Source organism: Bacillus sp. GW821-FHT01G09 (assembly GCF_059422205.1).
On record NZ_JBWKWL010000004.1, the window covers coordinates 378,653 to 391,503 of the forward strand.

12 protein-coding genes are annotated in these 12,851 nt (G+C 44.5%); all 12 read right to left on the reverse strand.

Annotation, left to right across the window (positions count from 1 at the left end; all coding sequences use genetic code 11):
* Positions 1–246: 246 nt before the first annotated feature.
* The 12 genes from spoIVB to accC all read right to left on the reverse strand — a co-directional run bounded on the left by spoIVB (position 247) and on the right by accC (position 12,850).
* Complete coding sequence (spoIVB, locus tag AC07VD_RS15550; RefSeq protein WP_004398697.1) at positions 247–1,527, reverse strand: SpoIVB peptidase; 1,281 nt, start codon at positions 1,525–1,527, stop codon at positions 247–249.
* Positions 1,528–1,701: 174 nt separating this feature from the next.
* Entirely contained in the window at positions 1,702–3,432 is a 1,731-nt protein-coding gene (gene recN, locus AC07VD_RS15555) for a DNA repair protein RecN (RefSeq protein ID WP_151870180.1), read from the reverse strand.
* Between the two features lie 36 nt (positions 3,433–3,468).
* Positions 3,469–3,918, reverse strand: a complete 450-nt coding sequence (argR, locus tag AC07VD_RS15560) for an arginine repressor ArgR (RefSeq protein WP_015384067.1) — start codon at positions 3,916–3,918, stop codon at positions 3,469–3,471.
* A 97-nt stretch (positions 3,919–4,015) separates the two neighbouring features.
* Entirely contained in the window at positions 4,016–4,861 is an 846-nt protein-coding gene (locus AC07VD_RS15565; protein ID WP_014477301.1) for a TlyA family RNA methyltransferase, read from the reverse strand.
* Positions 4,858–6,759, reverse strand: coding sequence for a 1-deoxy-D-xylulose-5-phosphate synthase (gene dxs / locus AC07VD_RS15570; protein ID WP_003245985.1), 1,902 nt, complete (start codon positions 6,757–6,759; stop codon positions 4,858–4,860). Before dxs ends, AC07VD_RS15565 begins: the two co-directional genes overlap by 4 nt.
* Before the next feature lie 174 nt (positions 6,760–6,933).
* Positions 6,934–7,824: a polyprenyl synthetase family protein gene (locus AC07VD_RS15575; RefSeq protein WP_494721812.1), complete on the reverse strand. Its 891-nt coding sequence runs from the start codon at positions 7,822–7,824 to the stop codon at positions 6,934–6,936.
* On the reverse strand, positions 7,814–8,068 hold the full coding sequence (locus tag AC07VD_RS15580) for an exodeoxyribonuclease VII small subunit (RefSeq protein WP_003226409.1): 255 nt from the start codon (positions 8,066–8,068) through the stop codon (positions 7,814–7,816). The genes AC07VD_RS15575 and AC07VD_RS15580 overlap by 11 nt, the downstream gene beginning before the upstream one ends.
* Positions 8,065–9,411 (reverse strand): exodeoxyribonuclease VII large subunit, encoded by a 1,347-nt coding sequence (gene xseA / locus AC07VD_RS15585; protein WP_015251733.1) that lies wholly within the window; start codon positions 9,409–9,411, stop codon positions 8,065–8,067. The genes AC07VD_RS15580 and xseA overlap by 4 nt, the downstream gene beginning before the upstream one ends.
* A 137-nt stretch (positions 9,412–9,548) precedes the next feature.
* The gene (gene folD / locus AC07VD_RS15590; protein ID WP_003230259.1) at positions 9,549–10,400 is read right to left on the reverse strand and encodes a bifunctional methylenetetrahydrofolate dehydrogenase/methenyltetrahydrofolate cyclohydrolase FolD; all 852 of its coding nucleotides are present in this window, start codon (positions 10,398–10,400) and stop codon (positions 9,549–9,551) included.
* An 11-nt stretch (positions 10,401–10,411) separates the two neighbouring features.
* The gene (nusB, locus tag AC07VD_RS15595; RefSeq protein ID WP_003230256.1) at positions 10,412–10,807 is read right to left on the reverse strand and encodes a transcription antitermination factor NusB; all 396 of its coding nucleotides are present in this window, start codon (positions 10,805–10,807) and stop codon (positions 10,412–10,414) included.
* 262 nt (positions 10,808–11,069) lie between these two features.
* Entirely contained in the window at positions 11,070–11,477 is a 408-nt protein-coding gene (gene yqhY / locus AC07VD_RS15600; RefSeq protein WP_003230254.1) for a fatty acid biosynthesis protein YqhY, read from the reverse strand.
* 20 nt (positions 11,478–11,497) lie between these two features.
* Positions 11,498–12,850: an acetyl-CoA carboxylase biotin carboxylase subunit gene (accC, locus tag AC07VD_RS15605; protein ID WP_003230253.1), complete on the reverse strand. Its 1,353-nt coding sequence runs from the start codon at positions 12,848–12,850 to the stop codon at positions 11,498–11,500.
* Between the last annotated feature and the right edge of the window lies 1 nt (position 12,851).

Genomic DNA, 12,851 nt, shown 5'->3' on the forward strand with positions numbered 1-12,851 from the left:
GATTCACCCTTGCTACATGTTTACATTCGACAAAACCGCTATATACCCTCTAAAAAAATCATAATCACCAATATTAGTGGCATATCTTTGTTATTCTATGTTTTTCTCTGTTTTTCGACTAAAAATGAAATTTGACAAACAAGGAAACGTGAATTTGTCGAAAAATCTTCTTTTGTATATTTTACCGTATGTATTCTGAGAAGTGAAGAGGGATCAAAATAAAAAAACTGCCGGAAACTCCGGCAGTCAGCTTGCTTTTTCTTTTCCGTAAATATCGATTCCTGCTTCTGACAGCATCCATTCAATATGAACACCGTAGCCGCTTGTCGGGTCATTTACAAATACATGGGTGACAGCACCGATCACTTTTCCGTTTTGAATAATCGGGCTTCCGCTCATCCCCTGTACGATGCCTCCTGTTTCTTTCAACAGCCTTGGATCGGTAATTTTCAACACCATTCCTTTTGTCGCAGGGAATTTTTGCGGCGTTGTGCTGACGATTTCAATATCGAATTTTTCTACTTTGTCATCATCAATAACGGTTAAAATTTCAGCCGGCCCTTTTTTGACTTCGGTAGAAAACGCAACCGGCAATGCTTGATCTGATATGTTGTTTTGAATCGGCTGATGCAGCGTGCCGAAAATCCCAAACGGGCTGTTTCTGTTAATATCCCCGATCGTTTTGCGTTCTGAGGAAAATCGCGCCAGTTTTTCTCCCGGATTACCGCCTGTCCCTTTTTCAATTGATGTTACAGTGGATTTAACGATTTCTCCATTCTCCACTACAATTGGTTTCTTTGTGTCCATATCGGAAATCACGTGGCCAAGTGCTCCGTATTTTTTTGTTTTCGGTTCATAAAAGGTCATAGTGCCGATGCCGGCAGCAGAATCTCTGATATATAACCCGATTCTGTATTTGCCTTCTCCTTCATCCTTTTCTGGGATCAGCTTCGTTTTGATTTTCTGTTTGTCACGTTTGATCAGTAAGTCTAAAGATTCACCAGTTTTCCCAGCCTTTTGAATAAATGGGGCTACATCATTCATTTTTTCAATTTTCTGTCCATTCATCTCAATAATGATGTCGCCCGCTTCAATTCCTGCCGTTTCTCCCGGAGATTTTTTGCCTTCACTTGTATTGATTTGATGAAATCCGACGACAAGAACACCGACGGAATGAAGTTTTACACCGATTGATTGTCCGCCAGGTATAACCTTTAAATCAGGAAGAACATGCACTTTTGTTTTTTTAATTGGAAATCCGGCAAGATCATATACTAATTCTGACTCACCTGATTTTTTGCCCGTCACCTTGATTTCATGCGGATCTTTCTTTACTGTAAACGCTTCTGAGGATTCTGATGTCTGAGCGTTTACCGATAAACTCGTTTCAATCGCTTGTGTTTGGGTTTCAAATACTCTCATTTGCGTTGGAATCAGTAAATATTCTTTTAGCGGTTTGCATAAACCTACACTTAATAACGAAACAAGGAGAATTAAACCTACTGCTTTTCTGATATTATCGGGCATTCACTACTTCACTCTCCTCGCTCCTATCCCACACCTTCTTTATGACTTGCTGCTACATCATTTAATTTTGCCTTCTGACGGCTTATTTATAACTGTCATATGAAGAAAAACATTGGATATACTGATGAACGAATGGATGTGCACGAAAAAAATAAGCTGCGCTTCTCGCGCAGCTTACCCAGTTGTTTTGACTTGATCCGCTTGTTTTAAAAGTTCTTTCGCATGGCGTTTCGTTAAGTCGGTTACTTCGACACCTGCAATCATGCGTCCGATTTCCGCTACCTTTTCCTGCTTAGAGAGCGGCTTGACACGTGTTGTCGTTCTGCCGTCTTTTAACTCCTTCGCAATATAAAGATGCGTATCGGCCATGGCAGCCACCTGAGGCAGGTGTGTAATGCACAGCACTTGTGAACCTATTGACACCTTATGGATCTTCTCAGCGATTGCCTGTGCGACCCTGCCGCTTACACCGGTATCAACCTCATCAAAAATGATCGATGTCACATCTTGTTGTGAGGAAAAAATGCTTTTTATGGCAAGCATCACCCGTGACAGCTCTCCACCTGAAGCGACTTTTGAAAGGGATTTCAGCGGCTCGCCTGTATTGGTTGAAATTAAAAACTTCACCAGGTCAATCCCTTGTTCAGTCAGCTGAACGGGCTGGCCGTTTACAAGCGGCGCCTCTTCATTGCGTGACGCTGTTCTGACCTTAAATTCCGTATCAAAAGTTGATTTTTCCATGTACAGGCTTTTTAATTCCCGATGAATCTCATCAGCCAGCTTTTTCGCCCATGTTTTTCGGATTTGTGACACATTTGCCGCTTCCACTGCGACATCTTTGCCGACGGAGTCAAGCTCCTTTTTCAAGCTTTGAAGGTGGCTGTCCCTGTTTTCAATTTGGTCAATCTCTTCTTCAATTTTAGAAGCATATTCCAAAATGTCTTCAACAGTGGCACCGTATTTTCGTTTCAGCTGTTTGATTTCATTAAGTCGCATCTCAATATAGTTCAGGCGTTCCGGATCAAATTCAAGCTCATCCAGCATATTTCTCATCTGAAATGTGGCATCCTCAAGCAAATAGTAGGAGTTCGAAACACTTTCAGACAGTTTTTTTAGCGGTTCATTAATATCAGATATATCTTCAAGCTGCGCTGATGCCATTCCAACCCAGTCCAATCCGCCCTGCTCACTGCGAAGCGCGTTATATGCATTTTGCAGCGACTCATATATCTTCTCAAAGTTTGAAATTTGCTGGCGCTCTTCTTGGAGCTGTTCATCTTCGTTAAGCTCAAGCTTTGCCGATTCGATTTCTTCGAGCTGAAATTGAATAAGATCAAGACGATGGGCCATTTCCTGTTCGCTTTCAGAAAGCTGCTTAAGCTTTTTGAGCAGCTTCATATACCGCTGGTACCCTTCCTGATACGTTTTAAGCGCGCTTTCCACTTCGGCCCCGGCAAACTTGTCCAAAAGCTGGAGATGATTTTCGTCTTCCATTAACAGCTGGTTATCGTGCTGCCCATGAATATCTAATAAAAGCCTGCCGATCTCTCTTAGCGAAGCAATCGTGACAAGCTTGCCATTGACACGGCAAACGCTTTTCCCGCTCGTGCTGATATCCCTTCTCATGACGATCATTTCGTCTGAAACGTCGATTCCCTGCTCAGCGCATACATCTAAAACAGGATGGCCGCTCTCCAACAGAAACAGCCCTTCAAGTTCGGCTTTTGCTTCCCCATATCTAACAAATTCAGATGATCCGCGGCCTCCGACTAAAAGAGAAATGGCATCTATGATAATGGATTTGCCGGCTCCGGTTTCTCCTGTTAAAACCGTAAGCCCGCGTTCAAAAGAAACCGTCAGTTCCTCAATAATGGCAAAGTTTTTAATCGATAGTTCAGCTAACAAACAGCATTACACCTCTTATCTTTGTTAGATTTTCTGTTACAGCAGTTCAAGGAGCCTGTTTTTTACACCGTCTGTATCTCCAGGAGTCCGGCAAATAATTAAAATCGTGTCATCTCCGCAAATGGTCCCCATAATTTCATCCCAGTCCAAATTGTCCATCAGCGCCCCGATTGCCTGAGCATTGCCCGGCATCGTTTTCAGTACGATCATATGGCTTGCTGAGTCTATTTTCACAAATGCGTCCATCAATGCCCGCTTTAGCTTAGACAGCGGATTGAAACGCTGGTCCGCCGGAAGACTGTATTTGTAAGAACCATTGTTTGTAGGCACTTTTACAAGGTGAAGTTCTTTAATATCCCGTGATACCGTGGCTTGCGTTACTTTGTATCCATCCTGCTTTAGCATGTCGACCAATTCATCCTGGGTTTCGATTTCATTGCTTGTAATGATCTCTCTGATTTTAATATGCCTCTGGCCTTTGTTCATGTAAGCACCTCTATTTCCAAGCTTATCTGTTCTTTTATGTTATATGATTCTCTGCACATTGTACATGAATGCAGAAAAAAGGAATAATAGCGCCCTATTATTCCGGTACATCTGCTTTTTTTTCTTTTAACGTCTTATGTGCTTCTTCTACAACGCGCATGATCTCTTCTTCCGGCAGCTCCTGGCCTTCATGTCCCTCTCCTGGCCAATGCAAATGAAGGAGAAACTCAATATTTCCGTCTCCTCCCGTGATTGGAGAAAATGACAAGCCTTTACAGATATAGCCTTCAGCGGCAGAAAAACTGATCATTCGCTTGAGCACATCAGCATGCACTTTAGGATCTCTGACAATCCCTTTTTTGCCGACGGATTCCCGTCCCGCTTCAAACTGAGGCTTAACTAGAGCCATGCAGTCGCTGCCCGGTACGAGTAAAGTCCTTAGGACAGGCAGGATGAGCCGCAGTGAAATAAAGGACACATCAATTGTGGCAAACTCCGGCATGCCCTTTGTAAAGTCTGCCGGTGTTGCATAACGAAAGTTCGTCCGTTCCATCACGACGACCCGTTCATCCTGTCTGAGCTTCCACGCAAGCTGATTATAGCCTACATCCACAGCGTATGACTGTTTAGCTCCATTTTGCAAAGCGCAGTCCGTAAAACCGCCGGTGGAGGAGCCAATATCAATCATAATTTTATCTTTGACAGAGACGGGAAACTCTTTCAACGCTTTTTCGAGCTTTAAGCCGCCCCTGCTCACATACCTCAGCGGGTTTCCTTTGACGGTTAACGGAAGGTCGCGGTCAATTTTTTCTCCAGGCTTGTCCAAGCGGTTTTCGTTTGAGTAGACGATCCCCGCCATAATGGCTCTTTTGGCTTTTTCACGCGTTTCCGCCAGCCCTCTTTCCACTAATAATACATCTAATCGTTCTTTCTTTGACGTCATGATCCAATTCCTTTGTGTGTCTTTGGCGGCATCAGTAATCTAATACGATTTGCCACCTGCTGTTTTGTCAGTCCAATTTCCTCAAGAAGCGCCGTTACGCTTCCGTGTTCAATAAACCGATCAGGTATACCCATTCTGTCGATCGGAGTATGATATTCACCTTGATCATGAGCGAATTCTAAAATCGAGCTTCCGAAACCGCCTTCTAAGACCGCTTCTTCAATTGTTAAAATTGGCAAGCCTTCTTTTAGGATACTCTTCATCATCTTTTCATCAATCGGCTTAATAAAACGCGCATTCACAACGCGCACGGAAAGGCCTTCTTTCTGCAGCTCTTCGGCTGCTTCAATCGCCATTTCGATTGTTGTGCCGAATGTTAAGATGACAGCATCGTTCCCTGGACGCAGCACCTCCCACGTACCGATCGGAATCGTTTTCAACTGTTCATCCATTTTTACGCCGAGTCCGTTTCCGCGCGGAAAACGCATCGCTATCGGGCCTTCGTCATAGCTAAGTGCTGTATGAACCATGTGCTGGCCTTCATTTTCGTCTTTCGGCATCATTAAGACCATGTTTGGAATGTGGCGCATAAACGCAATATCAAACACGCCTTGATGTGTCTCTCCATCAGCGCCGACGAGTCCTGCACGGTCAATTCCAATAAACACATTGGCGTTTTGGCGGCAGATGTCATGAACAACTTGGTCATATGCCCTTTGCAGGAAGGTTGAGTAAATCGCCAAAAACGGCTTCATACCCTGCATTGCCATAGCTGCCGCCATCGTTGCGGCATGCTGTTCTGCGATTCCTACGTCGAACATCCGGTCAGGGAATTCCTTTGCGAAGCCTTCAAGCTTTGAACCGACAGGCATAGCCGGCGTAATGGCTACAATGCGTCCGTCCTCGCGCGCCATTCGCTGCACAGTTCCGCTGACAAGACCGCTCCACGAAGGAGCTGCGGCTTTCGGCTTTACAAAGTCACCGGTATTAATTTTATATGGTCCGGTACCATGCCATGTCCCAATCGTATCGGTCTCAGCCGGTTTGTACCCCTTCCCTTTTTTCGTGATGACGTGCAGAAGAACAGGGCCTTTCGTTTTTTTGGCGTATTGAAGATTCTCAATCAGCTCATGATAAGAATGTCCGTCCACCGGGCCCAAATACGTAAAACCGAGCTCCTCGAAAAACATTCCGGAGACGAGCATGTATTTCAGGCTGTCTTTGACCCGTTCCGCCGTGGCGGCAAGCTTGCCCCCAACTGCCGGAATCTTTTTAAATAAGTATTCAAGCTCATCTTTCACCCACTGGTATTTCCCCGCAGTACGGAGCCGTCCGAGCATAGAGTGAATGGCACCGACATTTGGCGCAATACTCATTTCATTATCATTAAGGATGACAATCATGTCTTTTTTCTCGTCGCCGATGTGGTTAAGGGCTTCGAGCGCCATACCGCCGGTCAGCGCGCCGTCACCAATGATCGGAATAATATATTCATCCGTTCCTTTAATATCACGGGCAGCTGCCATTCCCATCGCGCCTGACAGAGAAGTCGAGCTGTGCCCGGTTTCCCAAACATCGTGCTCGCTTTCACTTCGCTTTGGAAATCCGCAAAGCCCTTTGTACTGGCGAAGCGTCGCAAATTCTTTTCCGCGTCCTGTCAGCAGCTTATGGACATACGACTGATGGCCTACATCCCATAAAAATTTGTCTTTCGGGCTGTTAAATTCCTTATGCAGGGCAACAGTAAGCTCTACGACACCTAAGTTTGGGCCGATGTGGCCGCCGGAAGCGGATAAACTGGTAATTAAAAACTGACGGATTTCATCACTTAATTTCTCTAATTCATCAATGGACATGTTTTTTAAAAACGACGGGTCCTGTATTGATAAAAGATCCAAAGCGGATCAACTCACTTTCAGCATGAATTTCTGCAATGATACATGTCTTTTGCATGCCGAGCTGACAATAATCTCAGACATAAAAAAAGACAAACGCGCTTTTCCTTTTCATTTTTCATATAAACTGCTTACATTTTACCATATCTCGTGCAGCCGCTTCAAATTAGGATCGTTTTAGTGATCTCTTGCCGCAATTAAATCACAAAGCTCAAATAAAAGGTCTTTTTGAAGAGAGAGTCCGCCGATCAATCGCTTCGCCTCTTTTATATGAACATCCAATTTATGTTTGGCCCCTTCCAATGAAAGAAGTGACGGGTATGTCGATTTGTCATTTGTGGTATCCGAGCCGACACGTTTGCCGATTTTCTCTTCACTGCCTTCTAAATCTAAAATATCGTCTCTGATTTGAAATCCGATTCCAATGTGGCTGCTGAAGGTACGCAGTGTTTCAATTTCTTCCTCAGGCGCATCAGCCAAAATAGCACCGGCGATTACACAAAAGCCAAGAAGCTTGGCAGTTTTCCGTTCATGAATGGATTCGAGCTCTTCAAGCGTGACTTGTCGGTTTTCCGCTTCCATATCAGCTACTTGCCCCCCGACCATGCCTTCGGTGCCTGCCGCTGAAATCAGTTCATTCACAAGCCGCAGGCGCTTTTCTGCTGACACCTCGTCTGACACGTGGGAGGTAATCAGCTTAAAGCTTTCTGTGAGTAGCCCGTCACCCGCTAATACTGCCGTCGCTTCACCAAACACTTTATGGTTTGTCGGCTTCCCGCGGCGCAAATCGTCATCATCCATGCATGGAAGATCATCATGAATTAACGAATACGTGTGAATCATTTCGACAGCACAGCCCACCGGAATGCCGTCTTTTTCGCTTTTTCCATATGCGTTTAAAACAGCCAGTACAATCAGAGGCCGCAACCGCTTTCCGCCGGCCTCTAGAGAATACAGCATAGATTTCTTTAATGAGTCCGGCATATCAAGCTTTTCAGTATAGACAGAAAGCTGATTTTCAATTATTTTTTTCCGGTCCGCCAGAAAGCTCGTTAAGTTATTTGTCACCTTCGTCTTCCTCCTGAACACTGAAAGGTGCCAGTTCGCCATCTTCTTTTAAAATGAAGTCCATTTGCTTTTCGACTTTTTGCAGCTTTTCATGGCACATTTTTGACAGAGCCATGCCTTCTTGGAAATAGTTAATGGCTTGCTCTAGAGGCACATCTCCCTCTTCAAGCTTTGATACAATGCTCTCAAGCCCTTTCATCGCTTCTTCAAATGTCATATTTTCATTTTTTTTCACGTCTGTCATTTTTCTTCCCCTCTCTTTTCTAATACTTCACAGGTCAGCACGCCATCCTTCAGCTTGACTTCAAGCCGGTCCTGCTCTTCTATCTGACTGACACTTTTAATGAGTTTATCTTCTTTATAAGCCAAGCTGTATCCTCTTTCCATCACTTGAAGAGGGCTTAGTGCATTCAGCTTGCCAAGAACGGTTTGAAATTGGGAATGCAGCTGCTTCATTTGGATATTCATATTTTTTCTCAGCTGATTTGTTTGTTCCTGGTATCGTGTTCTCGCTTGTTTTAGCTGTTCATGAGGATGCAGTGCCTCTAATCTGTACGTTTCACGCTCCAGCTGTCTGCTTTTCCGATCTAAAAGAGCGGTCAGCTGTGCTTGAAACTGCTGGTACGCGAGGTCAAACTGCTGCTCTTTTTGCGCATACAAACGCTTTGGAAAACGAAAGGCATAAGACGATTGCAGCGTTTGGATCCGTTCTTTTTTCTGGCCGAGATGCTGCTGCATTGCTCTTGTCATTCTGACTTCCGCTGTTTTTGTCCGTTCGATTAAATCAGTGGTATGAGGCACAGCAATCTCAGCTGCTCCTGTCGGCGTCGCGGCTCTGATATCGGCGACAAAATCACTGATCGTAAAATCCGTCTCATGTCCGACTGCCGATATAATCGGAATATTGGAAGCAAAGATGGCGCGTGCTACAATTTCTTCATTGAATGCCCACAGTTCTTCTATCGAACCGCCGCCTCTCCCGACAATTAATACGTCGCAAATCTCTTTTTCATTTGCCTCTTCAATGCGCGTAACGATGGATCTGCTCGCATTTTCACCTTGTACGAGCGCTGGAAGAACAATGACTTTTACAAGGGGATATCTTCTTTTTAGAGTTGTAATAACGTCTCTGACAGCGGCACCCGTTGGAGATGTCACAACCCCGATTGTGGCTGGAAATGCGGGGATTTGTTTTTTGTAGCGGTCGTCAAATAAACCTTCTCCGGCAAGCTTCTTTTTTAATTCTTCGTACGCTAAATAAAGCGCTCCAACCCCGTCAGGCTGCATTTCTTTGGCATATAATTGATAGTTTCCGCTCGGTTCATATACGGAAATTCCGCCTCTTACCAGCACTTTCATTCCGTTTTCAGGTTTAAAAGGCAGACGCTCGCTTTGTCTCGCGAACATCACCGACTGCATTCTTGCGTTTTCGTCTTTTAAAGTGAAATAAATATGCCCTCGTGTGTGTATCTTTACATTCGACAATTCGCCTTTAATCCAAATATTTTCAAGGTGAGGATCTACATCGAATTTTCGTTTTATATACTTTGTCAGCGCTGAGACGGTCACATACGCTGCTTCACCCATGTCTAAAAACTCCTCTCCTAAGCATTCCTGCACCATAACTAAAGAAAACCCGCCCTGGCTTTAGGAGCCTGAAGAAGCGGGTATCGTGCTCATATTCAAGGCGGGCAAACATTTCGCCTGTGAATATCTCCAATTATCTATGATAACGTACGTTTCGCAGATTTAACAGTATTATGCGCAAGCATCGTGATGGTCATCGGACCTACTCCGCCCGGAACCGGCGTGATGAAGGACGCTTTTTCCTTTGCCCCTTCAAATTCAACGTCTCCGCAAAGCTTTCCGTTTTCCAGACGGTTAACGCCGACGTCAATGACAACAGCGCCCTCTTTGATCTGGTCTGCACTGATGAAGTTGGCTCTGCCGACTGCCACCACCAGGATGTCCGCTTTTTTCGTATGTTCAGTAATATTTTCTGTTCTTGAATGACAGTAAGTAACCGTCGCGTTTTCATTTAATAAAAGCTGGCCGACAGGTTTGCCGACAATGTTGCTTCGGCCGACTACAACAACCTCTTTACCGGAAAGGTCAATATTGGTTTTCTTCAAAAGCTCAACAATTCCATGAGGCGTGCAAGGAAGAAACGTATCTTCGCCAAGCAGCATTTTCCCTACGTTTAACGGATGAAAACCGTCTACATCTTTATCAGGAGAGATACGTTCGATCACCGCTTTTTCAGAAATATGGTCTGGGAGCGGAAGCTGAACGAGAATGCCATGAAACTCAGGGTCTTGGTTATATTGATCAATAATGGAAAGCAGTTCAGCTTCTGTGAGGCTGCTGTCAAATTGATCGAGCTTGAAATTCATTCCCATTGTTTCTGCCGCTTTTTTCTTTCCTCGCACGTAAGAGTGAGAAGCAGGATCATCTCCAATCAAAATAACCGCCAGTCCGGGAGTGACGCCTTGCTTTTTAAGCTCTTCTACCTCTTTTGCCAATTGTTCGCGTTTTTCTCTAGCCGTTTCTTTTCCGTCGATGATTGTTGCAGTCATTTTCTTTCCTCCTATGATTGTTCAATATCAGATTTAATGTTAGAAAGAACCCCGTTTACAAACTTTGTCGCTTTGTCATCACCAAACCGTTTTGCCAGCTCAATCGCTTCGTTCATGGAGACATTCACCGGAATGTCTTCGGCATATGCCATTTCATATGCTGCCAGGCGCAAAATCGCACGGTCAACATTGGCAATCCGATCGAGCTTCCAATTCACCAGATGCTTGGAGATCATTTCATCCAGCTGGTCTTGGTGTTCCAATACCCCGTGTACAAGCTGTTCAAAGAAAGGATCTGTTTTTTCTTCATCCAGTGCGTGTTCTATGGCTTCATTCACTGCAATATCGCTGACATCAATTTGAAATAGTGCCTGCAAAGCTTTTTCTCTTGCTGTTCTTCTTTTCATTTTCTTTCTCCTTTGATCCTCTTTATCCGCTTGTCGTTAAGCCACAAAGAGATCATAACATATTTTTTTCGTATCCGCATATTGAAATCAAGGTTTTTTACCCTATTGCCGAATATTTTCACACACCTTAATATGATTATTCGGATTTCACGTTCATGAAGAAACTCGGCTATGTAAGCCGGCTTTCTTCATGCTTTGAAATAAAGGGTAACGTGTAAAAAAACCAAAGGGCCGCCCTCCCCTTGGTTTCGTGTTAAGCCATTTACATTTCTTCGTCGATTTGGACTTCTTGGGCTTTTGTGTCAAATTGAATGCCGACGATGTGAATATTGATCTCGTTAATCGAAAGAGACGTCATATTTAATAAGGTTTGACGAATGTTTTCCTGAACGGATGCTGCAACTTTCGGAATCGAAACGCCAAATGTAACGACACAGTATACATCGATCGTAATTCCGTCATCCGCCAGGTCGACTTTGACACCTTTGCCATGATTCACTTTGCCAAAGCGCTCAACGACGCCTGTCGCAAAGTTTCCGCGCATTTCGGCAACTCCATCAACTTCTGATGCTGCAATGCCGGCAATGACCTCAATGACCTCCGGTGCAATCTCAACCTTACCCAAATGCGTATCTTCGTGATCCATTTTAAGCAAGCTGTTGTCTTTCATTCAATTCACCTCCGTAAAAATTATGAGCCCATTACATCATATGTTTCTAAAAATTTCGTATTAAACTCTCCGCTCACAAATGTTTCGTGTTCAAGCAGTTTTAAATGGAAAGGGATTGTTGTCTCAATGCCTTCGATGACGAATTCGCTCAATGCGCGCTTCATGCGGGCAATCGCTTCATCCCTCGTTTTTCCGTATGTGATTACCTTTGCAATCATGCTGTCATAGTACGGTGGGATGGAATAGCCAGGGTACGCAGCTGAATCGACACGGACACCAAGACCGCCAGGAGGCAGGTACATTTTAATTTCACCAGGTGACGGCATGAAATTTTTGCTTGGGTTTTCTGCGTTGATTCGGCATTCGATGGCCCAGCCTTCAAATTCAACATCTTCTTGCTTGAGGCTCAGTTCCATTCCTGAAGCCACTTTGATTTGTTCCTTGATCAGGTCAGTTCCCGTCACCATTTCTGTGACTGGGTGCTCCACCTGGATTCTCGTGTTCATTTCCATGAAGTAATAGCGCTGTTCATTGTAGTCATAGATAAATTCAACTGTTCCAGCACCTGTATAGCCAACCGCTTTTGCAGCCTTTACCGCTGCATCTCCCATTTGCTCCCTGATTTCTGAATCAAGGGCAGGAGATGGTGATTCTTCCAAAAGCTTTTGCAGGCGTCTTTGGATCGAGCAGTCGCGTTCGCCCAAATGGATCGTATTTCCGTAGTTATCAGCAAGCACTTGGATCTCAACGTGGCGAAAATCTTCTATGTATTTTTCGATGTATACACCTGGATTCCCAAATGCAGTTGCCGCTTCCTGCTGTGTAATCTTAATGCCATTAATCAGTTCCTCTTCAGTGCGGGCAACCCTAATTCCTTTTCCGCCTCCGCCTGCGGTGGCTTTTATAATTACAGGATACCCAATTTCATTAGCAAGCGAAACCGCTTCTTCCACATTTTCTATAATTCCCTGTGAACCCGGTACGATTGGCACGCCGGCCTGTTTCATCGTTTCCCGCGCAACGTCTTTTGTTCCCATTTTTGAAATGGCGTCAGCGCTCGGGCCGACAAACGTGACATTAACTTCTTCACATAATTCAGCGAAATCAGCATTTTCAGCTAAAAATCCGTATCCCGGATGAATGGCGTCCGTGCCAGTCAGCTTTGCAACACTCACAATATTTGTAACATTTAAATAGCTGTCTTTTGATGCTTTCGGTCCGATACAAAAAGCTTCATCGGCCATTTGAACATGAAGGGCATCTTTATCAGCTTCTGAATAAACAGCGACAGTCTCAATTCCGAGCTCTCTGCAGGCTCTGATGATTCTGACAGCAATTTCTCCTCTGTTGGCGATCAATAGCTTTTTAATCATG